At 66.1% G+C, this 25,209-nt stretch carries 23 protein-coding genes; 20 read left to right on the forward strand and 3 right to left on the reverse strand.

Annotation, left to right across the window (positions count from 1 at the left end; translation table 11 throughout):
• Positions 1–125 precede the first annotated feature (125 nt).
• The 7 genes from KU884_RS01520 to KU884_RS01550 all read left to right on the forward strand — a co-directional run bounded on the left by KU884_RS01520 (position 126) and on the right by KU884_RS01550 (position 8,583).
• Positions 126–1,136, forward strand: a complete 1,011-nt coding sequence (locus KU884_RS01520; protein WP_371807953.1) for a Fe(3+) ABC transporter substrate-binding protein — start codon at positions 126–128, stop codon at positions 1,134–1,136.
• 2 nt (positions 1,137–1,138) lie between these two features.
• Positions 1,139–2,830 carry an iron ABC transporter permease gene (locus KU884_RS01525; protein ID WP_167780967.1) on the forward strand — a complete coding sequence of 564 codons (1,692 nt, stop codon included), beginning with the start codon at positions 1,139–1,141 and terminating at the stop codon, positions 2,828–2,830.
• Positions 2,831–3,111: 281 nt separating this feature from the next.
• The gene (gene gcvT, locus KU884_RS01530; protein ID WP_167780968.1) at positions 3,112–4,200 is read left to right on the forward strand and encodes a glycine cleavage system aminomethyltransferase GcvT; all 1,089 of its coding nucleotides are present in this window, start codon (positions 3,112–3,114) and stop codon (positions 4,198–4,200) included.
• A gap of 44 nt (positions 4,201–4,244) precedes the next feature.
• Positions 4,245–4,643, forward strand: a complete 399-nt coding sequence (gcvH, locus tag KU884_RS01535; protein WP_167780969.1) for a glycine cleavage system protein GcvH — start codon at positions 4,245–4,247, stop codon at positions 4,641–4,643.
• A gap of 33 nt (positions 4,644–4,676) precedes the next feature.
• On the forward strand, positions 4,677–6,044 hold the full coding sequence (gcvPA, locus tag KU884_RS01540) for an aminomethyl-transferring glycine dehydrogenase subunit GcvPA (RefSeq protein WP_167780970.1): 1,368 nt from the start codon (positions 4,677–4,679) through the stop codon (positions 6,042–6,044).
• A 16-nt stretch (positions 6,045–6,060) separates the two neighbouring features.
• Entirely contained in the window at positions 6,061–7,527 is a 1,467-nt protein-coding gene (gene gcvPB / locus KU884_RS01545) for an aminomethyl-transferring glycine dehydrogenase subunit GcvPB (protein WP_167780971.1), read from the forward strand.
• Between the two features lie 123 nt (positions 7,528–7,650).
• The gene (locus KU884_RS01550; protein ID WP_167780972.1) at positions 7,651–8,583 is read left to right on the forward strand and encodes a carbohydrate kinase family protein; all 933 of its coding nucleotides are present in this window, start codon (positions 7,651–7,653) and stop codon (positions 8,581–8,583) included.
• Between the two features lie 291 nt (positions 8,584–8,874).
• On the opposite strand, the gene KU884_RS01555 is transcribed toward KU884_RS01550, so the two are convergent.
• The gene (locus KU884_RS01555) at positions 8,875–10,668 is read right to left on the reverse strand and encodes an acyl-CoA dehydrogenase (protein ID WP_167780973.1); all 1,794 of its coding nucleotides are present in this window, start codon (positions 10,666–10,668) and stop codon (positions 8,875–8,877) included.
• 207 nt (positions 10,669–10,875) lie between these two features.
• Between KU884_RS01555 and KU884_RS01560 the strand changes: the two genes are divergently transcribed.
• From KU884_RS01560 to KU884_RS01620, 13 genes are all read left to right on the forward strand, one after another.
• Positions 10,876–12,099 (forward strand): pyridoxal phosphate-dependent aminotransferase, encoded by a 1,224-nt coding sequence (locus tag KU884_RS01560; protein WP_371807946.1) that lies wholly within the window; start codon positions 10,876–10,878, stop codon positions 12,097–12,099.
• A gap of 59 nt (positions 12,100–12,158) precedes the next feature.
• Positions 12,159–12,629, forward strand: a complete 471-nt coding sequence (locus KU884_RS01565; RefSeq protein ID WP_167780974.1) for a DUF2147 domain-containing protein — start codon at positions 12,159–12,161, stop codon at positions 12,627–12,629.
• Between the two features lie 166 nt (positions 12,630–12,795).
• Positions 12,796–14,055, forward strand: coding sequence for a branched-chain amino acid ABC transporter substrate-binding protein (locus KU884_RS01570; protein ID WP_167780975.1), 1,260 nt, complete (start codon positions 12,796–12,798; stop codon positions 14,053–14,055).
• A 96-nt stretch (positions 14,056–14,151) separates the two neighbouring features.
• A complete protein-coding gene (locus tag KU884_RS01575) occupies positions 14,152–15,102 on the forward strand; it encodes a branched-chain amino acid ABC transporter permease (RefSeq protein WP_167780976.1) in 951 nt (316 codons plus the stop codon).
• Positions 15,099–16,385 carry a branched-chain amino acid ABC transporter permease gene (locus KU884_RS01580; protein ID WP_167780977.1) on the forward strand — a complete coding sequence of 429 codons (1,287 nt, stop codon included), beginning with the start codon at positions 15,099–15,101 and terminating at the stop codon, positions 16,383–16,385. The genes KU884_RS01575 and KU884_RS01580 overlap by 4 nt, the downstream gene beginning before the upstream one ends.
• On the forward strand, positions 16,382–17,137 hold the full coding sequence (locus KU884_RS01585; protein ID WP_167780978.1) for an ABC transporter ATP-binding protein: 756 nt from the start codon (positions 16,382–16,384) through the stop codon (positions 17,135–17,137). Before KU884_RS01580 ends, KU884_RS01585 begins: the two co-directional genes overlap by 4 nt.
• Entirely contained in the window at positions 17,137–17,838 is a 702-nt protein-coding gene (locus tag KU884_RS01590) for an ABC transporter ATP-binding protein (RefSeq protein WP_167780979.1), read from the forward strand. Before KU884_RS01585 ends, KU884_RS01590 begins: the two co-directional genes overlap by 1 nt.
• Complete coding sequence (locus KU884_RS01595; RefSeq protein WP_167780980.1) at positions 17,838–18,365, forward strand: gamma-glutamylcyclotransferase family protein; 528 nt, start codon at positions 17,838–17,840, stop codon at positions 18,363–18,365. The genes KU884_RS01590 and KU884_RS01595 overlap by 1 nt, the downstream gene beginning before the upstream one ends.
• 70 nt (positions 18,366–18,435) lie before the next feature.
• Entirely contained in the window at positions 18,436–20,394 is a 1,959-nt protein-coding gene (locus KU884_RS01600; protein WP_167780981.1) for a transglycosylase SLT domain-containing protein, read from the forward strand.
• 151 nt (positions 20,395–20,545) lie between these two features.
• The gene (locus KU884_RS01605) at positions 20,546–20,746 is read left to right on the forward strand and encodes a DUF1289 domain-containing protein (protein WP_167780982.1); all 201 of its coding nucleotides are present in this window, start codon (positions 20,546–20,548) and stop codon (positions 20,744–20,746) included.
• Between the two features lies 1 nt (position 20,747).
• Complete coding sequence (locus tag KU884_RS01610) at positions 20,748–21,311, forward strand: cob(I)yrinic acid a,c-diamide adenosyltransferase (RefSeq protein WP_167780983.1); 564 nt, start codon at positions 20,748–20,750, stop codon at positions 21,309–21,311.
• Between the two features lie 8 nt (positions 21,312–21,319).
• Positions 21,320–22,321: a ligase-associated DNA damage response exonuclease gene (locus KU884_RS01615; RefSeq protein ID WP_167780984.1), complete on the forward strand. Its 1,002-nt coding sequence runs from the start codon at positions 21,320–21,322 to the stop codon at positions 22,319–22,321.
• Positions 22,321–23,925, forward strand: a complete 1,605-nt coding sequence (locus KU884_RS01620; RefSeq protein ID WP_167780985.1) for an ATP-dependent DNA ligase — start codon at positions 22,321–22,323, stop codon at positions 23,923–23,925. Before KU884_RS01615 ends, KU884_RS01620 begins: the two co-directional genes overlap by 1 nt.
• Before the next feature lie 9 nt (positions 23,926–23,934).
• Here the strand turns inward: KU884_RS01620 and KU884_RS01625 are convergent, their stop codons facing one another.
• Both KU884_RS01625 and KU884_RS01630 read right to left on the reverse strand, forming a co-directional pair.
• Positions 23,935–24,498, reverse strand: a complete 564-nt coding sequence (locus KU884_RS01625; RefSeq protein ID WP_167780986.1) for an outer membrane protein — start codon at positions 24,496–24,498, stop codon at positions 23,935–23,937.
• A 23-nt stretch (positions 24,499–24,521) separates the two neighbouring features.
• Positions 24,522–25,139, reverse strand: a complete 618-nt coding sequence (locus KU884_RS01630; RefSeq protein WP_167780694.1) for a hypothetical protein — start codon at positions 25,137–25,139, stop codon at positions 24,522–24,524.
• Between the last annotated feature and the right edge of the window lie 70 nt (positions 25,140–25,209).

Below are 25,209 nucleotides of genomic sequence, written 5' to 3' on the forward strand. Positions count from 1 at the left end.
GCCGGCGGTGCGACACCTGTGAACGAATAGCAGCCACGCGGGGTGAGCACAACAGCGGGAGTGGTTTTCTTTGCAGTTATGAATGGGAATCATTATCATTAGCATCAATAGCCCATCGGGGAGATCTGCCCATGCGTCCTGCACTGTCGTTCGTGACCGCCCTGCTCGCACTGGCTCTGGCGCCGCCGCTGGTGGCCGATGACGACCAGGTCACGGTCTACTCCGCGCGCCAGGAGCACCTGATCAAGCCGCTGTTCGACCGTTTCACCGAAGAAACCGGCATCCGCGTGCGCTACGTCACCGACAACGCCGGCCCGCTGCTGGCCCGCCTCAAGGCAGAGGGGCGCAACACGCCTGCCGACATGCTCATGACCGTGGATGCCGGCAATCTCTGGCAGGCCGCGGAGGAGGGTGTGCTTGACAGTGTTGACTCCGAGACCCTGCGCGGCAATATCCCCGACTACCTCCGCGACCCCGACGGCCAGTGGTTCGGTCTGTCCGTGCGCGCGCGCACCATCATCTACAGCACCGAACGAGTCGATCCGGACCAGCTCAGCACCTATGAGGCGCTGGCCGGGCCGGAATGGGAGGGGCGCCTGTGCCTGCGTACCTCCCGCAAGGTCTACAACCAGTCCCTGGTGGCCATGATGATCGCCCGCCACGGCGAGGAGAAGACCCAGGAGATCGTGGAAGGCTGGGTGGACAATCTGGCGGCCTCGCCGTTCTCCAACGACACCTCGGTGATGCAGGCCATCGAAGCCGGCCAGTGCGACGTGGGTATCGTCAATACCTACTATTTCGGTCGCCTGCAGAAGGATGACCCGGACATCCCGCTGGCTCTGCACTGGGCCAACCAGGACGAACACGGTGTGCACGTGAATGTCTCCGGCGCCGGTATCACCCGGCATGCCGGCAATCCGGAGGGTGCCCGCAAGCTGCTGGAGTGGCTCTCGGGCGAGGAGGCACAGGAGATGTTCGGCGCCCTGAACCTGGAGTACCCCGCCAGCGAGGATGTGCCGCTGGATGATCTGGTGGCCGCCTGGGGCGAGTTCCAGCCGGATACCATCAACGTTTCCGAGGCGGGGCGCCTGCAGGTGCCGGCGGTGATGCTCATGGACCGCGCCGGGTACCGTTAGGCGTGGCTGCCACCGGCTCCCATGTGGCAGCCGGCACCGGCGGTGCCCTGTCCTGGCGCTGGCCGCGTGTGCGCGGCTGGCGCTGGTTTGCGTGTCTTGTGGCGCTGGTCATCGTCGCGCCCATCCTTGTGACGGTGTTCGCCTGGCTGGAGCCGGACACCACCGTCTGGCCGCACCTGGCCGAGACCAAACTCCCCACGCTGATCCGCAACACCATTGTCCTCATCGTCGGCGTCGGCGTCTCCGTACTGCTGCTGGGCGTCTCCCTGGCCTGGCTGACCGCCGTCTGCGAGTTCCCGGGACGGCGCTGGCTGGAGTGGGCGCTGATGCTGCCCCTGGCGGTGCCCGCGTACGTGCTCGCCTTCGTGTTCATCGGTCTGTTCGACTATAGCGGCCCTGTGCAGGGCGCCATGCGCGACCTGCTGGGTCACGGTGCCGGGCTGCCGCCGATCCGGTCCACCGGCGGCGTGCTGCTGGTGATGTCCCTGGTGCTCTACCCCTACGTGTACATGCTGGCGCGAACGGCCTTTCTGCGGCAGGGGCAGCAGCAGATGGAAGCGGCGCGTATCGCCGGCATGGGGCCCTGGCAGGCGTTCTTTCGGGTAGCGTTGCCCATGGCGCGGCCGGCCATTGCCATCGGCACGGCGCTGGCGCTGATGGAGGCGCTGGCGGACTTCGGTGCCGTGTCGGTGTTCAACTACGAAACCTTTACCACCGCCATCTACAGCGCCTGGTTCGGCTTCTTCAGCCTGGAGGCCGCAGCGCAGTTGGCGTCACTGCTGTTGCTGTTCATCGCCCTGGCGCTGTTCGCCGAGCGCGCCACCCGGGGTCGCGCAAGGTTCTACCAGCGCGGGGAAGGGCGCGATGTGCAGCGGGTCCGCCTGCAGGGCTGGCGGGGGTGGGGGGCGACGGCCTATGCGTTGACCGTGCTGTCCCTGGCGTTTGCCATCCCCATGGTCCAGCTGCTGATCTGGGCCGCCGGCGAGGTGGCTTCCGGCGTCGACCGCCGCTACCTGGACCTGGTCTGGCGGACTGTCAGCCTGGGTGCCATGGCAGCCTTCATCACCGTGGCCCTGGCACTGCTGCTGGCCTATGCCCGACGTGTCCAGAGTGACTGGATGACCCGCCATGCCGTGGCCATGTCCACGCTGGGCTATGCCATCCCCGGTTCCGTGCTCGCCGTGAGCATCATGATGGTCTTCGCCTGGGTGGATAACACACTGATCGGCATGTTCGACCTGGGATCCGGGCAGGTGCTGGGCGGCAGTCTCATCGCGCTGTTGTGCGCCTATGTTATCCGTTTCATGGCGGTGGCGTTCGGTGCGGTGGACACCGCCCTGGAACAGGTGCGCCCGAGCATGGCCGACGCCGCGCGAAGCCTTGGTGCCGGGCCGTGGCGGGTGATCGCCCGGGTGTATGTGCCCATGCTCCGGCCGGGCCTGCTGGCCGGCGTCCTGCTGGTGGGCGTGGATGTCATGAAGGAGATGCCGGCGACACTGCTGCTGCGTCCCTTTGGCTGGGATACGCTGGCAGTCCGCATTTTCGAGCTGACCGCAGAGGGTGAGTGGCAACGGGCCGCCCTGCCGGCGGTGACCCTGGTGATCGCCGGCCTGCTGCCCGTTGTCCTGCTGGTCCGGCGGTCAGGACTTCCGCGCGGGCGGGGGCCGTTGCAGGCCGGTGCCGGCTCGCGCTGAGGACGCCAGGGAACTGCTGAATCCCGATCGCCGGAGCGCCCCTCGCTGTGGCGTCTCTCTTGAGCATAATTCATACTGAAGTGACAGAAATTCCATAAAGTACCGGTTCCGGAGGAATGGCGGTGGAGATGTGTTATTGTCTCCCGCCTTGGTTCCATGACTGCGCTTCAACTTGAGTTGTTGCGGCAGCTCTCCGGCCGGCACACCATGGCGCGTCTGTTGCTGCAGTGGCGCCGCGTGCTGCAGGCCGGTTTGTCACCAAACGGGAGGTTTGCGGCACCATGCTGCAGCGGACACCACTGTACGACCGGCATCAGGCGGCCGGCGCCAAGCTCGTGGATTTCGCCGGCTGGGAAATGCCGGTGAACTACGGTTCGCAGATCAAGGAGCACGAGCAGGTGCGTTCCTCGGCGGGGCTGTTCGACGTCTCGCACATGGGTGTTGTCGATGTCTCCGGGTCAGGGGCATTGGCCTATCTGCGTCGCGTGCTGGCCAACGACGCGTCGCGTCTGGCGACGCCGGGTCAGGCCTTCTACACCTGCATGCTCAACGAGCAGGGCGGCATTCTCGACGATCTGATTGTCTACTATCTCTCCGAGGGCCGTTACCGCATCGTAGTCAATGCCGCGTGCCGCGAAGCCGATCTTGACTGGCTGCAGCAGCACGCCGACGGCTTCGACGTGCGGGTGCGGGAGCGCAAGGAGATGGCAATGATCGCCGTCCAGGGGCCGCAGGCGGAGCGCTGTCTGGGGCAGGCCGTGGATGCCCGCCTGGAGAGCCGGCTGGGGGCGCTGAAACCGTTTCGCGCCGTGGAAACCGGGGACTGGCTGATTGCCCGGACCGGCTACACCGGCGAGGACGGGTTCGAGGTCATGCTTCCCGACCGGTCCGCGGCGGACCTCTGGGATCACCTGGTCGCCGCCGATGCGGTGCCCTGCGGGCTGGGGTCTCGCGACAGCCTGCGGCTGGAGGCCGGCCTGTGCCTGTACGGTCAGGATATGGACGCGACCACCACCCCGTTGGAGTCCGCGCTGGGCTGGACGGTGGCCTGGGATCCCGAAGACCGGGAATTCATCGGTCGCAAGGCGCTGGAGAAGCAGCGTGCCGACGGTGTGCAGCGACGCCTGGTGGGGATGGTGCTGGAAGGCCGCGGTGTCCTTCGGCACGGTCAGGCGCTGCAGTCCGAATCCGGTGCGGCGGGTGAAGTTACCTCCGGCGGCTATTCGCCGGTGTTGGGGCAGTCCATTGCCCTGGCACGTGTGCCCGTGGGGGACGAAGGCCCCTGGGCGGTGGACATGCGCGGGCGCGCGCTCCCTGTGCGGGTGGTGAAGCCCCCCTTCGTCCGCAACGGCAAGCCTTTCATTGATTGAACGACCCCGCAACGAGGGGTCCGAAACTTAAGGGACGCAGACCAATGAGCAACGTACCCGGTGATCTGAAGTACGCCTCCAGCCACGAATGGGTCCGTGCCGAGGATGACGGCACCGTCACCGTCGGCATCAGTGATCACGCCCAGGACTCTCTGGGGGACCTGGTGTTCGTCGAGACGCCCGAGATCGACCGCGCCGTGGAGGCCGGTGAGGCCTGTGCCGTGGTCGAGTCCGTCAAGGCCGCCTCGGACATCTATGCGCCCGTGGCTGGCACCATCATCGACGCCAACAGCGAGTTGCAGGACTCCCCGGAACTCGTGAACAGCGATCCGTACGGTGAAGGCTGGATCATGCGCATCCGCATCGACGACCCCGATGTCCTGGAAGAGCTCATGGACGCCGACGCCTACGAGCACCTCCTTGCCGAGGAGGACGAGGACTGAGGTCCGTTTTCGCAACAGAGGTCGGAGTACGCCATGCCGTTCATTCCGCACACTGATGAAGAAATCCGCCAGATGCTGGCGGAGATCGGTGTCGACAGCGTCAACGCGCTGTTCGACGAAATCCCCGCAGACCTGCGTGACCCGGACCTTCCGCGCGTTCCCGCGGGTGTCTCCGAGATGGAGATTACCCGCCTGATGAACGAGCGCGCCGCCGGTGACATGCTGGGTCCGTGTTTCCTGGGTGCCGGGGCCTACCGGCACCATGTGCCCGCCGCCGTGTGGGAAGTCACCACCCGCGGCGAGTACTACAGCGCCTACACGCCCTACCAGGCAGAAGCCAGCCAGGGCACGCTGCAGCTGATTTACGAGTATCAGAGCATGATGGCGGGGCTGATGGGCATGGATGCCTCCAACGCCTCGCTCTATGACGGCGGCTCGGCCCTGGCCGAAGCCGTACTCATGGCCGTGCGCGGCAACCGGAAGTCGAAATCCGGCCGCATTCTTGTGCCGGATACCGTCAATCCGCTGTATCGCGATACCACGCAGACCATCGTCGGCAACCAGGGCATCGCCATGGAGATCGTGGCCAGCGACCCGGCCACCGGCGTGGTGGATCCGGCCACGCTGAAGCAGTGGGATGGCGAGGATATTGCCGCCCTGGTGATCCCGCAGCCCAACTGGTTCGGCCGTCTGGAGGATGCCGCGGCGCTGACGGACTGGGCCCAGCGCAACGGCGCACTGGTCATTGCCGTGGTCAATCCCACCGCCATGGCGGTGATCACGCCCCCCGGTGAGTGGGGCGAGAGCGGCGCTGATATCGCCTGCGGCGAAGGCCAGCCCCTGGGCATACCACTGTCCTCCGGCGGTCCCTACTTCGGTTTCATGTGCTGTCGCAAGGCCTACGTCCGCCAGATGCCCGGGCGCATCGTCGGCCGCACTGTGGACATGGAAGGGCGTACCGGCTACACCCTGACCCTGCAGGCGCGGGAGCAGCACATCCGCCGCTCCAAGGCCACGTCCAACATCTGCACCAACCAGGGGCTGATGGTCACCGCGGCGACCATGTACCTGTCCCTGCTCGGCGCCGAGGGGCTGGAACGGGTGGCGGCACAATGCCACGCCAACACGCGCACCCTCACCGAGCGCCTGAGCGATATCAAGGGTGTCAGCCTGCGCTTCGACGGGCCCTATTTCCATGAGCGCGTCATCGAGCTGGATCGTCCCGCGGAGCCGGTGTTCCAGCAGCTGGCCAACCAGGGCGTCCTCGCCGGCTACCCGCTGGGGCGCCACGACAAGCGCCTGGCCAATGCCCTGCTGGTGTGTGCCACCGAGACCGTGACCGACGCGGACATGGATCGCTACGTGGAGGCGCTGGGCCACGCGCTGGCCCGCGCCGCCTGATCAACGGAGGTTTGCCGTGACGCAGGAATCAATCATTTTTGACCTGGGCAAGACGGGGCGCTACGCCCGCGCCCAGGCGCCGGCTGCCCACGCCGACCTCGCGGACATTCCGGCAGAGTTCCGTCGCCAGCGGCGCGCGGTGATGCCGGAAGTCTCCGAGCTGCAGGTGGTGCGCCACTATACCCGGCTGTCGCAGAAAAACTTCTCCATCGACACCAACTTCTATCCGCTGGGTTCGTGCACCATGAAGTACAACCCGCGGGCCTGTAACAGCCTGGCCATGCTGCCCGGCTTCCTGGACCGCCATCCCCATGCGCCGGACAGCACCGGCCAGGGCTTCATGGGCTGCCTGTGGGAGCTGCAGGACATGCTGGCCGAGGTAACCGGCATGCAGGAGGTGTCGCTGGCGCCGATGGCCGGTGCCCAGGGCGAGTTTACCGGCGTTGCCATGATCCGGGCCTACCACGACGCCCGTGGCGATGACGGGCGCACCGAGATCCTGGTGCCCGATGCCGCCCACGGCACCAACCCGGCCACCGCCGTGATGTGCGGCTACAAGGTGCGCGAGATCCCCACGGCGCGTGACGGGGACGTGGACATGGAGGCGCTGAAGGAGGCCGTCGGGCCACAGACGGCGGGCATCATGCTGACCAACCCGTCCACCGTGGGCGTGTTCGAGCGGCGCATCCAGGAGATCGCGCAGCTGGTGCACGACGCCGGCGGGCTGCTCTACTACGATGGCGCCAACCTCAACGCCATCCTCGGCAAGGCGCGGCCCGGCGACATGGGCTTCGACGTCATCCACATCAACCTGCACAAGACCTTCTCCACGCCGCATGGTGGTGGCGGTCCGGGAGCCGGTGCGGTGGGGGTCGGCAAGCGTCTGCTGCCGCATATCCCGATCCCGCAGGTGGGCCGTGACGGCGATCGCTACTACTGGCGCACCGAGGAAGAGATCCCGCAGACCATCGGCCGCCTGTCCGCCTTCATGGGCAACGCCGGGGTGCTGCTACGGGCCTATGTGTATGCCCGCATGCTTGGCCGTGAGGGCATGACCCGCGTCGCCGAGTTCGCCACCCTCAATGCCAACTACATGATGAGCCGCCTGCGTGCCGAAGGCTTCCAGGTATGGCTGCCGGAGCGCCGTGCCAGTCACGAGTTCATTGTCAGCCTGAGGAACGAGGCCAAGGAACTGGGCGTCAGCGCCGGCGATTTCGCCAAGCGCCTGCTGGACATGGGTTACCACGCGCCGACAGCCTACTTCCCGCTGCTGGTGCCGGAGTGCTTCCTCATCGAGCCCACGGAGACGGAAACCCGTGCGGATCTCGACGGCTTCGTCGACGCCATGGTGGCCATTCGCGAGGAGGCCCGACAGGACAAGGATTTCGTCAAGGGTGCCCCGTACAACATGCCCGTACGGCGTCTCGACGAGGTCAAGGCCGCCAAGGAGCTGGACCTCAAGTGGCAGGGCGACGCCGGCTGACGCGCGTCGACTGCCGCTGACCACAGGAACCAGTGCGGCGGCCGTCCCGGCCGTCGGCGATGCGTTTTTGCTTCGGCGGCGGCCCGAATCGATTTCTACTAGAGCAATAGGGAGACAATCCACATGACCGCATTGATCAGCGGCTCCGTCGCCTACGACACCATCATGGTGTTCCGCGACCGCTTCAAGAACCACGTGCTGCCCGAGCAGGTCCACATTCTCAATGTCGCCTTCCTGGTGGATCAGCTGCGTCGGGAATACGGCGGCTGCGCCGGCAACATCGCCTACAACCTGATGCTGCTGGGCCAGCGCGGTCTGCCGCTGTCCACCGTGGGCAAGGATTTCGGCACCTACGCCCAGTGGATGAAGGACTGGGGCGTGCCCATGGATTACGTCAAGCGTTTTGACGACCATTACTGCGCCCAGGCCTATATCACCACCGATCTTGACGATAACCAGATCACCGCCTTCCACCCCGGTGCCATGAACCTGGCCCACGAGGTGAAAGTGCCCACCAACGAAGGTGCCAAGATCGGTATCGTCGCCCCCAACGGCCGCGATGGCATGGTGCAGCACGCCCAGCAGTTCGCCGATGCCGGCATCCCGTTCATCTTCGATCCGGGCCAGGGGCTGCCCATGTTCAACGGCGAGGAGCTGCTGGACTTCGTCGAGAAGGCCACCTACATGGCCGTGAACGATTACGAGTCCCGCATGGTGCAGGACCGCACCGGCCTGAGCATGGATGATCTGGCCAAGAAGCTGGACGCCCTGATCGTCACCCGCGGCGCCGAGGGCTCGGACATCTACGCCAACGGCGAGACCATCCACGTGGACGCGGTGACCCCGGAGGATGTGCTTGATCCCACCGGTTGTGGTGACGCCTATCGCGCCGGCCTGCTGTACGGGCTGCTCAACGATCTGGACTGGCGCACCACCGGCCAGATTGCCTCGCTCATGGGCAGCCTCAAGGTCGCCCGGGCCGGAACCCAGAACCACCACTTCACGCTGGAACAGTTCCGCAAGTGGTACAAGAAGGCCTGGGGCAGCGATTTCTGAGGAACGCCGTGTCCATCCACAAAAAGCCCGGCGGGCATCGCCCGCCGGGCTTTTTTGTGGATGGACGGCCGCCGTAGCCCACGTAGGGCGGACGTTTACGTCCGCCTTCCCCCGATTTAAAGCCCTCGGGGGTTGTGATCACAGGCCGCAATGGCGGACCTGAAGGTCCGCCCTACAGCCTATCGCAACTCACGTCGCTCCCACAGCCAACCGGACCGGTTATCGGGATGAAGCCTCTCCCATCACCAGGCACCCTGTGGGAGGGGCTTTATCCCCGACATGCACCCCGCTTCAGAACTGCGCCACGTCCATCGCGCCCACGGCATCATCCCCGGCGAGCACCGCCGGCAGCAGGGCGGCGGCGCGGGGCAGGATGTGCTGGGCATAGAACCGGGCGGTGACGATCTTGGTCTCGTAGAAGCCCGTCTCCGCTGTACCGCCATCCAGCGCGGCACGGGCGATGAGCGCGGAGCGGGCCAGCAGCGCACCGCCGCAGACGTAGCCGGCCAGCATCAGGTACGGCACTGCGCCAGCCGAGGTTGCCGCCGGGTTCTCGCCGTGGGTGCGCACCACGTACTCGGCGGCCTCCCGCAGGGCGTTGATACCCGCGGTGAGCGGTTCGTGGATGGCGCGCACGCCCGCATCACCGCTGCCCTCGAGCTCCGCGGCCAGGCCCTCCATCTCGGCGAGCATGGCGTGCATGGCCTTGCCGCCGTCCTTGTAGGTCTTGCGCCCGATCAGGTCGTTGGCCTGGATGCCCGTGGTGCCCTCGTAGATGGTGGTAATCCGCGCATCCCGGTAGTGCTGCCCCGCACCCGTCTCCTCGACGTAGCCCATGCCGCCGTGGACCTGCACCCCGAGGCTCGCCAGCTCCTGGCCCACCTCCGTGCACCACCCCTTGACGATGGGGATGAGCAGATCCACCCGCGCCTGGTGCTGTTCGCGCTCCTTGGCGTCCGGGTGCCGACGGCTGATGTCCATGGACCACGACGCCGAGTATGCCAGCGCTCGCATGGCTTCGACCTGCGAACGCATAGTCAGCATCATGCGCTTGATGTCGGGATGGTGGAGAATGTTTACTTTCTGCGCCGGATCGCCGCCGGCGGGGGTGCCCTGGATGCGCTCGGAGGCATACCAGCGCGCCTGCTGGTAGGCGCGATCAGCGATGGCAAGTCCCTGCACGCCGACCTTGTGGCGGGCCTCGTTCATCATGGTGAACATGTACATCAGGCCCTTGCCTTCCTCGCCCACCAGGTAGCCGATGGCGCCCCCTTGGTCGCCGTAGGACATGGTGCAGGTGGGGCTCGCGTGGATGCCGATCTTGTGCTCGGTGTTCACGCAGCGCACGTCGTTGCGCTCGCCCGGGTTGCCGTCGGCATCGGGCAGGAACTTCGGCACGATGAACAGCGAAATCCCCTTCACCCCCGCCGGGGCATCCGGCGTGCGCGCGAGCACCAGGTGGACGATGTTCTCCGCGCAGTCGTGCTCGCCCCAGGTGATGTAGATCTTCTGCCCCTGGACGAGATAGTGGTCGCCCTCGGGTGTCGCGCGGGTGCGCACCGCGGCGAGATCCGAGCCCGCCTGGGGCTCGGTGAGGTTCATGGTCCCGGACCACTCACCGGAGACGAGCTTGTGGAGATACGTCGCCTGTTGCTGCTCGGTGCCGTGGGCGTGCATCGCCTCGATGGCGCCGGCGGTGAGCAGCGGCCCCAGGGCGAAGCTCATGTTCGCCGCCTGCCACATCTCCTGGGTGGCGGTGGCGACCAGCTCCGGCAGCCCCTGGCCGCCGAAGTGCTCGTCACACTGCACGCCGTTCCAGCCGCCCTCGACGAACTGCTGGTAGGCGTCGACGAAGCCCTCGGGCATGGTGATGGCGCCGTCGTCCCAGCGCACGCCGGTCTGGTCGCCGGACTGGTTCAGCGGCGCCAGCACGCCGCCGGCGAACTTGGCCGCCTCCTCCAGTACCGCATCGACCAGCTCCGGGGTCGCCTCCTCGAACCCCGGCAGCCCATTGATGGCGTCGAAGTCCAGCAGTTCCTGCATCACGAAGCGCATGTCGCGCGTGGGGGCGGTGTAGTCGGTCATGGTTCGGGTGTCTCCTCGTGTTTTGTGGTGCTCGCCGTATTCACCATACTATGGCGTATGGTAGAACAGTAACCCGGCGCAGTCGCAAGGTAAATCCCTGTTACCCGGGGGTACTTCCCGGACAGGAGGCCAGGTTCCTCGTCGTGCTCCTGCCCGTTATACTCCGGCAGCAGCATTTTTCCACGGAATCCAACGCCGGAGCCGGCCGTGTCGTCACTGATTCGCAAGTCCCACAAACTGGCGGATGTCTGCTATGACATCCGCGGCCCCGTTCTGGAAGAAGCCAAACGCCTGGAGGACGAGGGTCACCGCATCCTCAAGCTCAACATAGGCAACCCGGCGCCGTTCGGCCTGGACGCCCCGGACGAGATCCTGCAGGACGTCATCCGCAACCTGCCTGCGGCGCAGGGATATTCCGACGCCAAGGGCATTTTCTCCGCCCGCAAGGCGGTCATGCAGCACTGCCAGCAGCGCGGCATTACCGATGTCGCCCTGGAGGACATCTTCCTGGGCAACGGCGTCAGCGAGCTCATCGTCATGGCCATGCAGGGCCTGCTCAACAACGGTGACGAACTGCTGATTCCGGCACCCGACTACCCGCTGTGGACCGCTGCCGTCAGCCTCTCCGGCGGCCGTCCCGTGCATTACCTTTGTGACGAGGCCAGTGGCTGGCAACCGGACCTGGCGGACATGGAGGCGAAGATCACTGAACGCACCCGCGGCATCGTGATCATCAATCCCAACAATCCCACTGGCGCCGTCTACAGCGAGGAGACGCTGCGCCAGGTGGTGGACCTGGCCCGGCGCCACGACCTGGTGCTGTTCGCCGACGAAATCTACGACAAGATCCTCTACGACGGTGCGCGGCATATCCCGCTGGCGTCCCTGGCAGGGGAGACCTTCTGCATTACCTTCAGCGGCCTGTCCAAGAGCTACCGCGCCGCAGGCTTCCGGTCCGGCTGGATGTTTCTCTCCGGCGGCAAGGAGCAGGCCGCGGACTATGTGGAAGGGCTGAACATCCTTGCGTCCATGCGCCTGTGCGCCAATGTGCCCTCCCAGTTCGCCATCCAGACGGCGCTGGGCGGCTACCAGAGTATCAACGATCTGGTGACTCCCGGCGGGCGGCTGCACGAGCAGCGCCAGTTGGCCTGGGAGCGCGTCAACGCGATCCCGGGCGTGAGTTGTGAGCAGCCCATGGGCGCGCTGTACCTGTTCCCGCGGCTGGATCCCACGGTGTACCCCGTGCGTGACGACCGCCAGCTGGTGCTGGATCTGCTGCGCCAGGAGCACCTTCTGCTGGTGGAGGGCACGGCTTTCAACTGGCCGTCGCCGGACCACCTGCGGATGGTGTTCCTGCCGCATCTCGAAGATCTGGAAAAGGCTCTGGACAAGCTCGAGCGGTTCCTGCTTCGTTATCGAAAGGCGGCGTAACCGCGCCGATGCCGGTGCCCCGTGCAGGGCGCCCGAAGGACACTGAGGGAGGAACCCTTATGCGCTATCACACCACCATCCCGTTGCTCCTGACGCTGGGGTTTGTCTCACCATCCATGGCGCTGGCGGATGTGCAGGGCTACTGGCTTTCGGAGGAGGAGACCGCCCAGATCGAGCTGGCACCGTGTGAGTCGGGTTCCGACGTGATTTGCGGCGAGATCGTGTGGCTGGAGGACCCGCTGGACGACGACGGTGAACCCCTGCGGGATGCCAATAACGACGATCCCGAACTGCGGGATCGCGAGATCGTCGGGCTGGAGATGGTCTGGGGCATGGAGCCGGATTCGGGCCGCGAGGGGCGTTGGAGCGGTGGCCGTATCTACGATCCCGAGAGCGGCAACACCTACCGCGCTCGTATGGACCTTGCCGATGACGGGGAGACACTGGATCTGCGTGGCTACGTCGGATTGCCCGCCTTTGGCCGGACCAGCACCTGGACCCGTGAGTCCGCGCGACGGTCGTTGGACTGACTGGTTCCGCTTAGCGGAATCCCGTTCCGACACTTGCGTTTTTCCCGGCAACCGCATACAAAGGTTGGTAAGCCGGTTCCAACCGGCGTGTGCAAAAAAGGAGGCCCGGGCAGTGCCGGGCCACAATGATATGACGACGTTGCTGTCGTCGCTTGGAGGACAACCTATGCAGACCAAACACCGCTGGAGCGGTGTGCTTGCCGGTATTGCTGCCGCAGGTGCACTGGCGCTCACGAGTCTCACCACGGCCCAGGCCAACGACCCCATCCGCATCGCCTACATCGAGCCGCTATCCGGACCGTTTGCCAACGTCGGCGACGCCGGTCTCAAGCACTTCCGCTTTGCAGCCGACCGCCTCAACGCCGAAGGCGGCATCATGGGCCGTGATGTCGAGATCGTGCCCATGGATAACAGCCAGAGCCCCTCGGAATCCGCGCAGCTCGTCCAGCGTTCGGCTGACCAGGGGATTCCCTTCGTCACCCAGGGCAATGGTTCCAACGTGGCCGGCGCCATCATCGAGGCGGTGAACCGGAACAATCGCCGTAACCCCGACAACCGCCTGCTGTACCTCAATTATGCGGCGGTGGACCCGGCGCTGACCAACGAGCGCTGCAGCTTCTGGCACTTCCGTTTCGATGCCGAGAGCCGCATCAAGATCGAGGCGCTCACCAACTACATGCAGGAGCGTGACGATATTGAGAAGGTCTACTTCCTTAACCAGGATTACTCTCACGGCCACGTGATCGAGGAGACCGGTCAGGAAATGATCCGGGAGAAAATGCCCGACGTGGAGATCGTCGGCACCCAGTTGCACCCGATCGGTCAGGTGCGCGATTTCGCCCCCTACGTGTCACGCATTCGCCAGTCCGGTGCTGATTCCGTGATCACCGGCAACTGGGGCAACGACCTGTCGCTGCTGGTCCGCGCCGCTCAGGATGCAGGTCTGGACGTCAACTTCTTCACCTACTACGGCGGCGGGCTTGGCGTGCCGGCGGCAGTTGGCAATGCAGGCATCGACAAGGTCTCGCAGATCACCGAGTGGCATGCCAACGTCAATGTGGACGAAGGCCACGATGACTACCGGACGTGGGTGGAAGACTTCAAGGAGCGCTACCCCGATATCGACTGGTACTACCACCGCGTCTACAACCAGATGTACATGCTCAAGGCAGCCATCGAAGAGGCGGGCACCACCGAGGCCGAAGCCGTAGCCAATGCCTTGTCGGGCATGGAGTTCGAGTCCCATACCGGCACCGTAACCATGCGCGCCGACGATCACCAGCTGATCCAGCCGCTTTATATTTCCATCATGGACGGCGACGTGGAATATGACGTAGAGGATACGGGCGTGGGGTTCCGTACCCTGTCCAAGATCTCTGCCGAAGAGGCCACCCTGCCGACCAGCTGCGAAATGCAGCGGCCGTAACCCTTAACCTGAACGACAACACTGATCCCCTGCGCCGGCCCCCAGCGGCCGGTGCCAGGGGGCTTCGTGCCGGCATCGATCCGTGGTGGGACCCGCATGCTTGAAACCATAACGTTTTCCCTGCTGAACGGCCTGCTCTACGGCATGCTGCTGTTCATGCTCTCCAGTGGGCTGACCCTCATCTTCGGCATGATGGGCGTGCTCAACTTCGCTCACGCCAGCTTCTACATGCTGGGGGCCTACTTCGCCTACACCATGGGGCTGTATACCGGCTTCTGGGTGGCGCTGTTTCTCGCGCCGGTGATCGTCGGTCTTCTCGGAGCCGTGGTGGAGCGCTATGGGCTACGGCAGGTCCATCAGCACGGCCACGTTCCCGAACTACTGTTCACCTTTGGTCTCGCCTACGTCATCGAGGAACTGGTGCGACTGTTCTGGGGCAACGTGCCCATGAACTATCGCGTCCCGTCAGCGCTGGACTTCCCGCTGTTCTCTCTGTTCGGCACCAACTACCCCGCGTTCCGCGTGTTCGTGCTGGTGGTGGCCATTGCCATGTTCATCGGCCTGTACTTGCTGCTCAAGCGCACCCGGGCGGGGCTGATCATCCAGGCATCCCTGTCACGGCCAGACATGGTCTCTGCCCTGGGCCACAACGTCCCGCAGGTGTTCATGTGGGTGTTCGCCTTCGGCACCGGGCTTGCTGCGCTGGGTGGCGTTGTCGGCGGCATACAGCTAGTCACGGAACCGGGGATGGCCTTCATGATGGGACCCATCGTGTTCGTGGTCGTGGTGGTCGGTGGCCTGGGCTCCATCCAGGGGGCGCTGATCGCCTCGATCCTCATCGGTGTGCTGCAGACCTTTGCCCTGTCCGTGGACTGGTCGCTGGCCAATGTCGGCATCCTGTTCGGCTATGCCGTGCCAACGGACAGCATCTTCGCCACCCTCTGGTACATGGATTCCACGCGCATTGCACCCATCCTGCCGTACCTGCTCCTGGTGCTGATGCTGATCTTCCGCCCGCGCGGCCTGATGGGGAAACGTGAATCATGAGTGCAACGCAGACGAAAACCGCCAGCACCGCGCGGCCGTCGGCCGGCACCCTGGTCCAGCACACCTGGCCCTGGCTGGCCGCGGTGGTGGTGGCCCTGGTGCTGCCGCTGATATTCACCTCCAGCCATGCCCTGACGATGATGTCGCACATGGGCGTGATGATCATCTTCGCCCTGTCCTACAACATGCTGCTGGGCAATACGGGGCTGCTGTCGTTCGGCCACGCGGTCTACTTCGGCCTCGGCGGCTACATGGCCATGCACATGCTGCGCTACATCGAAGCCACCGGCTTCGGCATGCCGCTGGAGCTGGTGCCCCTGGTGGGGGCGGCCGGCGGCCTGCTGTTCGGGTTGATCTTCGGTTCGGTATCCACCCGTCGCGCCGGGGTGGTCTTCGCCATGATCTCCCTGGGCATCGGCGAAATGGTCAGTGCCAGCTCGCTGATGTTCACCGGCTTCTTCGGCGGTGAAGCGGGGCTGTTCGGTAACCGGGAGGCGCCAACCTCGCTGTTCGGCATTGATTATGGCCCAGGAATCGCCGTCTACTATCTTGTAGTTGCCTGGGCCCTGATCGCAGCGGTGCTGATCTTCATGCTGCGCAAAACGCCCCTGGGCTGGATGGCGAATGCCGTGCGGGACAACCCCGAGCGGGCGCAGTTCGTGGGCTACAACCCCGTGATGGTGCGATTCGTCCAGTTCGTCCTGTCGGCAACCTTCGCCGGCCTCGCGGGCGGCCTGTTCATCATCGCCGACGAGATCATTACGGATGAAACCGTGGGCATGATTCAGTCGGGCATCGTTCTTCTCAGTGCCTACATTGGCGGCATCGGCGTGTTCATCGGGCCGGTGATCGGCGCCATTCTCGTGGTGTTCCTGGAGAGTGAGTTGTCCTCGGTCACCGATGCATGGCTGCTGTACTTCGGTCTGCTTTTCGTAGGGGTGGTCATGTTCGCCCCGCAAGGACTGGCCGGGTTGGGCTTCCAGTGGTTTGCTGCCTTGCGCAGTGGCGACTGGGGCGGCTCCCTGCTCGCCCGCGGATATGCTGCCGCGACCCTGCTGGTGGCGCTGGTGGGGCTGATTGCCGTGATCGAGATGGCCTACCACATCTTCCGCCACTGGAATCCGCAGGAGCCGATGACGCTGTTCTTCGTGACCTTTAACGCCACCAATACCCTGCCGTGGGTCCTGGCGGTGGGTCTCATGGCTGCGGCGATCGCCGTATTCGTCGTCCACGCCCGGCCGATGCTGAAGCAGGCCGCGGGCAGGAAGGAGGGTCAAGCATGAGCGAGCAGGGAGCGCTGACCCTCGAAGGGGTCACCAAGAACTTCGGCCGCGCGGAGATCATCCGCGGCGTGGATCTGACCATCAAACCGCAGGAACGCCACGTGATTATCGGCCCCAACGGCGCCGGCAAGTCGACGCTGTTCAATCTGATCAGTGGCCGCCTGGAGCCCAGTAGCGGCGCCATCCGGCTCTTCGGCCGCGGCATCCACGGACTGCCGCCGCACCGCGTCAACCGTATGGGTCTGAGCCGTAGCTTCCAGGTCACCAACCTGTTCCAGAACATGACGGTGATGCAGAACCTGCGCTGTGCCCTGTTGTGGTCAAAGGGGCACAAATACGCTTTCTGGAAGCTGGTGAGCTCCCAGCAGGAAGTTACCGCCCGGGCCGAGGAGTTGATGGAACGGCTTCATCTCACCGCCAAACGGGATGTGCCGGCGTCGCTGCTGACCTATGCCGAGCAGCGGGCGCTGGAGATCGGTGCGACCATCGCCTCCGGCGCCAAGGTGCTGCTCCTGGACGAGCCCACCGCCGGCATGAGCCGGACCGAGGCAGACGATATGGTGGAGCTCATCCGCGAGATCACCACGGACTGCACCCTTGTACTGGTGGAGCACGATCTGGGCGTGGTGTTCAACCTGGCCGACAGGATCTCGGTGCTGGTCTATGGCGAGATCATCGCCAGTGACAGCCCGGAAGCCGTGCGGGCCAACAAGGCCGTCCAGGAAGCCTATCTCGGCACGGAGGTGCACTGATGCTGGCCACTCAGGATCTGCATGCCTACTACGGCAAGTCCCATGTGCTGCGCGGCGTGAACATGGAAGTGCAGGCCGGCGAGATTGTCAGTCTGGTGGGGCGCAACGGGGTCGGGCGATCGACCCTGTGCAAGTCGGTGATGGGCCTCGTTCCCCCGGTGGGTGATGTCCGCTTCGACGGGCAGCGTATCACCGGTTATCACGCCCACCGGATCTGCCACATGGGCATTGGCTACGTGCCCGAGGACCGCGCCATCTTCCCCGGGCTGACCGTGGCGGAGAACCTGGAACTGGGCGTCAAGCGGCGTCGCGGCTCCCGCAAGGGGGCTTGGGGTTACGAGGAGGTGTTTCAGCGCTTTCCGCGGCTCAGGGAGCGGCGTGACACACCGGGGGAGGCGCTGTCCGGCGGTGAGCAGCAGATGCTGACCATGGCGCGCACGCTCATGGGTAACCCCAAGTGCATCATGGTCGATGAGCCTACGGAGGGTCTGGCGCCCAAGGTGGTGGCGGAGCTCGCCGAGCTGCTGCAGGAGATCGCCAGGGACGGCATTGCCGTGCTGCTGGTGGAACAAAAGCTGAGCATTGCCATGAACATCTCTCACCGGGTCTACGTGATGGGGGACGGGCATATCGTCTTTGACGGCACGCCGAAGCAGCTCCAGGATGCGCCGGACATCCGCAAGGAGTGGCTGGAAGTGTAATGGCCCGCTGGCGACGGTACTTCGCCTACGGTTCCAACATGCTCCCGGCGCGGCTGCTGGAGCGAACCCCATCGGCGGTACCGGTGGGGGTTGCCCGTCTGTCGGGGCATGCCATGCGCTTCCACCACGTCAGCCGCGGCGATGGTACTGCCAAGTGCAACATTGTTCCCGCCAATGCCGGACATGTCTGGGGGGTCGTCTATGATCTCCCCGCTGCGGAGCAGCCAGCGCTGGATCGCGCCGAGGATCTGGGCTCCGGTTACGAGATCGAGGAACGGCGGGTTCTCGCCGGCGACGATTCACTGACGGTGTTCTGCTACGTGGCGCTGCCCGGGACCATCGATCCTGCCGCCAGTCCGTTCCGGTGGTACAGGGACATCGTCCTGGCCGGGGCGCGACTGCACCGATTCCCGGACGATTATCTGCGACGGATCGCCGGAGAGCCGGCGATCGAGGATCCCGATGCCCGTCGTGATGCGCACCATCGGCGTCTCATCGAGGGTGTGATCCGGAATGAGAAAATGTGAATCACCCCCTTTTATTCAGATGCTTTTGTGGGCATCCTCAAGTAATACTTGACCCATCTCGGAGAGGCTCATGCCCCGGCCCGTCGCGTTCGCCCTGGTGCTCCTGTTGGCGTTTTTCCAGACGGCCGCGGCAGAAGATCGCCTGGAGCGTCAGCGGAGTCTGTTCCAGGAAACCCGTGAGACCATCAGGGACGGCGGCACCGTGGACATGGACAACGTCCGCCAGCGGCTACAGGGGTACCCGCTGCTGCCCTACCTGGAATACGCCTACCTGCTCAGGGACACCTCCAGTCTGGATCCGGCCGAGGTGGACGATTTCTTGGATGCGTACGGCCATATGCCCATGGCCCGGAGCTTCCGCGGCCAGTGGCTGCACGAACTGGGTGCCCGGGAGGACTGGCAGCGGTTCCATGCACTGCACCGTGGTGGCGGCAGTGCAACTCTGCGCTGCTATGGTCTCCAGGCCCGCAAATCCCTTGGGGGCGTGGATGACGCCTGGCTCCGGGACGCCCGGGACCTGTGGCAGGTCGGCCACTCCCAGCCGTCCGCCTGCGATCCGGTGTTCAGCGAACTCTACGATCGCGATGCCCTCAGCGATGACCAGCGCTGGGAGCGTATTACCCGGGCCATGGTGGCGGGCAACGCCGGCCTCGCCAGAGCCCTGCGCCATCGCCTGGATGATGACGACCAGGAATGGCTGGACGCCTGGTTGACCCTGAACCGCAATCCTGCCGCGGCGCTGGAGGATCCCGGCTTCGACCTGGACTCGCGCCGGGGCCGGCAACTGTTGCGTTTCGGCCTGCGCGTGTTGGCCCGCCAGGACCGGGATGCCGCGGACGACGTCCTTGCGCGCTACACGGAAGAGGGCGTGCTCGCCCACGAGACCAACATCGGCCTGCAGCGTGAGATCGCCCTGCGGGCTGCCTATTCCCGAGCCGACGATGCCCTGGAACGGCTGGATGGGCTGCCGGACGCCGCCGTGAACGACGACGTTCGGGTCTGGGCGGCACGCATTGCCGTGGGCCAGGAGAACTGGCCGCGGGTGGTCAGCGCGGTCTGGGCCCTGCCGGATGACGTTCGTGAGAGCAGCGAATGGCAATACTGGCGGGCTCACGCCCTCTGGCACACCGGCGCCCGCGATCGCGCCGAGGCGCTGTTCGCCGATCTGGCACAGCGGCGGAACTACTACGGTTTCCTGGCCGCCGATGCCATCGGCGCGCCGTACGCCATGAATGCCACCGAACCCGCCGCGGACCGGGAGAAGCAGAACGAGCTGGCGTGGCGGCCGGGCATGCAGCGGGCACGGGAGCTCCTGCAGGTGGGCATGTTCAGCGAAGCCCGGCGGGAGTGGGAGGCGGCGCTTGCCGGCACTGATGATGCTACCCGGGGGCAGGCTGCCATGCTCGCCCGCGACTGGGGCTGGTACGACCGTGCCATTCACAATGCCAACCGTGCCGGGCTCCACAACGCCATGGATCTGCGCTTCCCGGCGGCCTACCGCGACGTGCTGGAGCCCGCCGCCCGGGATGTGGGGGTCGATCCCTCGCTGGTATTCGCCGTCGCCCGGAAGGAGAGTGCCTTCTCGCCGGACGCCCGCTCCCGCGTGGGCGCCCTGGGCCTGCTCCAGGTGATGCCCGAGACCGGCCGTCGGGTGGCCAGCGATCTGGGCCTGTCGTCGCCGGGTACCAATGATCTCCTTGATCCAGCCATCAACGCCCGGCTCGGGAGCAAGTACCTGTCGCAGATGCTGGAGCGTTTCGAAGGCAATGTCATTCTTGCCGCTGCGGCGTACAACGCCGGCCCCTCGCGTGCCGAGGACTGGGCCGAGCGTCACGCCGGTCAGCCCGCCGCAGTCTGGATCGAGAACATCACCTTCGGCGAAACCCGGGACTACGTGAAAAGCGTGCTGGCCTTCCGCGCGGTCTTCGACTGGCAGCTCCACGGCGAACCACGCCGCCTGGCGGCGTTGATGCCCGTCATGCCCGGTGACGAGGCGGGGCACGAACTTGCCCTGCACGACGGTGACTAACGAACACCCTACAGCGCTTGCTTGTCGTCGCCTGGACGCCGAGAATGTTGGCTCGCCGCCAGTGCGCTGCAGCCTGCTTGCAGGGCACGCGCTCGGCCCGGCGGCCTGCCGGGCCGTCGACTGAACCGATTTCCCGACCGGAGATGCCTGGATGCCCGGCGCACCCTATCCGGAGTCCCCTTGTATCGGGCTCTGCCAGATGAACGGCGACCGCAGCCACTGCCTGGGCTGCGGTCGTACCCTCAACGAGATCGCCACCTGGTCGCGCATGAGCGTCGACGACAAGCGCGCCGTGCTGCGGCGGATCGGCGAAGAGGGGCAACGCCCCGGCGACGAGCACAAGGCGCAGTAGCATGGTAAAACTGACCAACATCTACACGCGGACCGGCGATGCCGGCAATACCGGCCTCGGTGATGGCAGCCGCGTGCCCAAGTACGATGCCCGCGTGACTGCCTACGGCACCGTGGACGAGGCCAATGCGGTGGTGGGTATAGCCAGGTTACACGCGCCGTCCGCCATCGCCGCGGACCTGTTCCGCGTCCAGAATGACCTGTTCGACGTCGGCGCGGATCTGTGCACACCGGAACAGGAGGAGCCCGCGTTCCCGCCGCTGCGGGTCACCGAGCCCCAGGTCCACTGGCTGGAGCAGCGGATCGATGCCCTGAACGGCGAACTGCCCAAGCTCACCTCCTTCGTGCTCCCCGGCGGGACGCCGGGCGCCGCCCATCTGCACCATGCGCGCACGGTGGCCCGGCGGGCGGAACGGGATATTGCCGCCCTGGCCGACGAGGAGACGGTGAACCCGGCAGCGCTTCAGTACATGAATCGCCTCTCCGACTACCTGTTCGTGGCCGCCCGCTCAGTGAACGCGGCGGCGGAAGGCGACGTGCTCTGGGTGCCCGGCAAGAACCGCTGATTACCCTAGTGACCGACCTGATCCGCCTCACCGACCGCGGGCTCTACTGCGCCGCCGGGGACTTCTACATCGACCCCTGGCGACCGGTGGAGCGGGCGGTGATTACCCATGCCCACGGCGATCATGCCCGCTGGGGCCACCGCGCCTACTACGCCGCCCATGCCAGCCGTTCGCTTCTTGCCCACCGTCTGAGCCGTGATGCCCTGATTCTCACCGCCGCCTACGGACACGCGTTCAGGCTCGGGGACGCCCGGGTCTCGTTCCACCCGGCGGGCCACGTGCTGGGATCCGCCCAGGTGCGGGTGGAGCACGGTGGCCGGGTATGGGTGGTCTCCGGCGATTACAAGCGCGACAGTGACCCCACCTGCGTACCGTTCGAAGTGGTGCCCTGCGACACTTTCATCACCGAAGCCACCTTCGCCCTGCCGGTGTTCCGCTGGCAGCCGGTCCCCCGGGTGGTCGCGGACATCGCGGACTGGTGGCAGGAGGCGGCCCGGCGCGGGCGCACCGCCGTCCTGTTCTGCTACGCCCTGGGCAAGGCGCAACGGGTGCTGGCCGAACTGCTTGCCCATACCAGTGCCACCGCCTACCTGCACGGCGCGCTGGTGCCGCTGGTGGCCGCCTACCGGCAGGCTGGCGTTGACATGCTGCCCACACAACCGGTGAGTGCCATGCCCCGTAATCACGACTTTCGCGGCAGTCTGGTGCTGGCACCGCCGTCCGCGGCCGGCAGTACCTGGATGAAGCGCTTGCGCCCCGAGTCCACGGGATTCGTTTCTGGCTGGATGCGCATTCGCGGTAACCGGCGGCGCCGTGGTTATGACCGCGGCTTCGTCATCTCCGATCATGTGGACTGGCCCGATCTGCTGCAGACCATCCGGGAGACTGGCGCCTCCCGGGTGCTGGCCACCCATGGCCGCACCGACGTGCTGGTGCGCTATCTCAACGAGGTGGAGGGGGTTGCGGCGGCGCCCCTGGAGACCGCCTTCACCGGTGAGGCCGAAGGCTGATGCAGCGGTTCACCCGCCTGTACCAGGCCCTGGACGAGACCACGGCCACCTCGGAGAAGATCGCCGCCATGGAGGCGTACTTCGGCGTCGCGCCGCCGGCGGATGCTGCCTGGGCGGTGTACTTCCTCACCGGCCGCCGTCTGCGCCGCCTGGTGCCCACGGCGGAACTGCGCCGATGGACCCTGGAGATGACCGGCATGCCCGACTGGCTGCTGGAGGAGACCTACGCCGCCGTGGGTGACCTGGCGGAGACCCTGGCGTTGCTGCTGGACAACCCGTTCGCGCCGCCGGAACGGGACGAAACGCCGCTGCACGTCTGGGTGGAGCAACGCCTGCGGCCGTTGCGGAAACTGGACGCCGACGGGCGCCGCGCCGCGGTCACCGGCTGGTGGCAGGCCCTGCCCACGGACAACCGCTTTCTGCTCAACAAGATGCTCACCGGCGGCTTCCGCGTCGGCGTGAGCCGTCGGCTGGTGGTCAGGGCCCTGGCCCGGATGAGCGGTCTGGAGACAGCCACCATCGCCCATCGGCTCATGGGTCAGTGGCAACCCTCCGCCGACGCCTTCCGGGCCCTGCTGGACCCGGAGGAGCAGGGGGAGGATCGCTCCCGGCCCTATCCCTTTTTCCTGGCATCCCCCCTGGAGGACAGTCCGGATGGCCTGGGCAACCGGCAGGACTGGCTGGCGGAGTGGAAGTGGGACGGCATTCGCGGTCAGCTGCTGCGCCGCGGGGGCGAGTGCTACATCTGGTCCCGGGGTGAGGACATGATGGCCGGCCGCTTCCCCGAGATCGAGGCCGCCGCCGCTGCGCTGCCCGACGGCCTGGTGCTGGACGGTGAGATCCTGGCCTGGCGGGACGACGGCCCGCTGCCGTTCAACGTGCTGCAGCACCGGATCGGTCGCCTGCGCCCATCGGTGCGGGTCCAGCGCGAGGCACCGGTGCTGTTCCTGGCCTACGACTTGCTCGAAGCCGACGCCGAGGACTGGCGGGCCGCCCCCCTGGAGCAGCGGCGGCAACGGCTGGAGCGCGAGCTGACCGGCATCCAGGGTGCCATCGCACCTTCCCGGCCCCTGCTGGAGGCCGAGGACTGGGAACAGCTGGGTCAGTTGCGGGCGCAGGCGCGGGATCACGCCACCGAGGGCATCATGCTCAAGCGCCGGGGCTCGCCGTACCGGGTGGGGCGCGTGCGCGGTGACTGGTGGAAGTGGAAACTGGCCCCGCGCACCATCGATGCCGTGCTGCTCTATGCGCAGCCCGGCCACGGGCGGCGCTCCAGCCTGTTCACCGACTACACCTTCGGGGTCCGCGACGGCGATGCCCTGGTGCCCGTCGCCAAGGCCTATTCCGGGCTGGATCAGCAGGAGATCGAGCAGCTGGATCGCTGGATCCGCCAGCATACCGTCGAGCGGTTCGGGCCCGTGCGCTCGGTGGAGCCGGCGCAGGTCTTCGAGCTGGCGTTCGAGGGCATTGCCCCGTCGCGGCGGCACAAGTCCGGCGTCGCCCTGCGATTTCCCCGCATCAGTCGCTGGCGCCAGGACCTTGGCGCCAGCGAAGCGGACACCCTGGCGGATGTGCGCGCCCTGTTGCCGGACGATAGCGGCTGATGCGTCCGTTCAGAAGCGCAGGTTGACGCCGGCGGTGGCGATACTCAGGCGGTCCAGATCAACGTCCACCTCGCCGCCGTTCCCCTGGGGCTCGGTGCGCAGGCGGGTGAACATCTGCCGCACGCCCAGTTCCACGTCCACGTGCCGGGTGACGGCATAGATGACGCCGCCCTGCAGGCTCACCGCGGGCATGGTGTCGAAGCTGTTGTCGCCATCCCAGCTCAGGGTGATCGCCCCGCCGCCGACGCCGCCGAAGACGCTGAGCCGTGGTGTGGCGAACCACAGTGCGTCCGCGTTCACCGTCAGCGACGACACCAGGTAGCCGCTGGGGCGGATCAGCGTCCACTGGCCGTAGATGCGGTAGCCGGGCCGGATCAGCCCCACGCGCAGGTGTCCACCGATCTCGTCCTCGCGGCCGACGTCCACCAGATCCCGGTCATCACTGTCGAAGTGCAGCCGGTGTTCACCCAGCCCGATGCCGACGAAGGGCTCTTCGGCGTCCTGCGCCAGAGTCGGTGCGGCCGAAAACGATAGAAGCACCAGGGCGACGGTTACAAAGGCGGTTCGTTTCATGTCGGTTCTCCGAACACTAGATACTAGAAGCGGAAATTGACTCCGGCGTGAACCATGCGGATGTTGCGGATCCGCACCTTGCCACTTTTCTCGTTCCCGCGGAAACGCCCACTGATTTCCGTGTGCAGGTAACGGTAGCCGATCTCCACCTGCACCAGATCAGTGACCTCGATCAGTCCGCCGGCACGGGCGCCCACAACCGGCCCGGAATCACTCTGATCACGCACGCCGAAGTTGTCGCCGCCGCCCAGGGGGTCGTTGCTGTTCCAGTCCGCCGAGGCGTAGCCCACCACCAGGCCGGCAAAGCCCGAGAACAGGTCGCCGCCGGGGATGAGATAGTCCAGGGACGCCATGCCCAGCAGCAACTCGGCCTCGTCGTAGTTGGTCCGTGCGATCTCCACGTCGTACCGTGCCGGCCGCCCGGTACGCCCGAACCGCAGCAGGGGGCCATCGCTCAGGGTGTTGACGCCGCTGCCCACCCCGCCGTCGGTGCGGATGCGCGACTGCGCCGTGAATCCGGCGATACCCACGTACATGCGCCGCTCCACCTGCAGCGCCACGGCCCGGTCCTCGGCCACCGAGGGCGCCGGCGTCCAGAGGAGCGCAAGGCAGAGCGGTAGCAGCCAGCGGGCCTTGGTCATGTGCGGTGTCTCCAGCGGCGAACGGCGTGAACAGGGCAGGGCACGTAAACGGTCCGTAACGGTCATAATG

It is taken from the genome of Aquisalimonas sp. 2447, assembly GCF_012044895.1.
Lineage (GTDB): Bacteria > Pseudomonadota > Gammaproteobacteria > Nitrococcales > Aquisalimonadaceae > Aquisalimonas.

Coding starts and splice junctions, on each gene's coding strand:
- KU884_RS01595 (WP_167780980.1), top strand. CDS start 17,838: ATGGCCCGCTGGCGACGGTACTTCGCCTACGGTTCCAACATGCTCCCG.
- KU884_RS01610 (WP_167780983.1), top strand. CDS start 20,748: ATGGTAAAACTGACCAACATCTACACGCGGACCGGCGATGCCGGCAAT.
- KU884_RS01585 (WP_167780978.1), top strand. CDS start 16,382: ATGAGCGAGCAGGGAGCGCTGACCCTCGAAGGGGTCACCAAGAACTTC.
- KU884_RS01565 (WP_167780974.1), top strand. CDS start 12,159: ATGCGCTATCACACCACCATCCCGTTGCTCCTGACGCTGGGGTTTGTC.
- KU884_RS01590 (WP_167780979.1), top strand. CDS start 17,137: ATGCTGGCCACTCAGGATCTGCATGCCTACTACGGCAAGTCCCATGTG.
- KU884_RS01580 (WP_167780977.1), top strand. CDS start 15,099: ATGAGTGCAACGCAGACGAAAACCGCCAGCACCGCGCGGCCGTCGGCC.
- KU884_RS01555 (WP_167780973.1), bottom strand. CDS start 10,668: ATGACCGACTACACCGCCCCCACGCGCGACATGCGCTTCGTGATGCAG.
- KU884_RS01550 (WP_167780972.1), top strand. CDS start 7,651: ATGACCGCATTGATCAGCGGCTCCGTCGCCTACGACACCATCATGGTG.
- KU884_RS01625 (WP_167780986.1), bottom strand. CDS start 24,498: ATGAAACGAACCGCCTTTGTAACCGTCGCCCTGGTGCTTCTATCGTTT.
- KU884_RS01600 (WP_167780981.1), top strand. CDS start 18,436: ATGCCCCGGCCCGTCGCGTTCGCCCTGGTGCTCCTGTTGGCGTTTTTC.
- gcvT (WP_167780968.1), top strand. CDS start 3,112: ATGCTGCAGCGGACACCACTGTACGACCGGCATCAGGCGGCCGGCGCC.
- KU884_RS01570 (WP_167780975.1), top strand. CDS start 12,796: ATGCAGACCAAACACCGCTGGAGCGGTGTGCTTGCCGGTATTGCTGCC.
- KU884_RS01605 (WP_167780982.1), top strand. CDS start 20,546: ATGCCCGGCGCACCCTATCCGGAGTCCCCTTGTATCGGGCTCTGCCAG.
- KU884_RS01620 (WP_167780985.1), top strand. CDS start 22,321: ATGCAGCGGTTCACCCGCCTGTACCAGGCCCTGGACGAGACCACGGCC.
- gcvPA (WP_167780970.1), top strand. CDS start 4,677: ATGCCGTTCATTCCGCACACTGATGAAGAAATCCGCCAGATGCTGGCG.
- KU884_RS01575 (WP_167780976.1), top strand. CDS start 14,152: ATGCTTGAAACCATAACGTTTTCCCTGCTGAACGGCCTGCTCTACGGC.
- gcvH (WP_167780969.1), top strand. CDS start 4,245: ATGAGCAACGTACCCGGTGATCTGAAGTACGCCTCCAGCCACGAATGG.
- KU884_RS01630 (WP_167780694.1), bottom strand. CDS start 25,139: ATGACCAAGGCCCGCTGGCTGCTACCGCTCTGCCTTGCGCTCCTCTGG.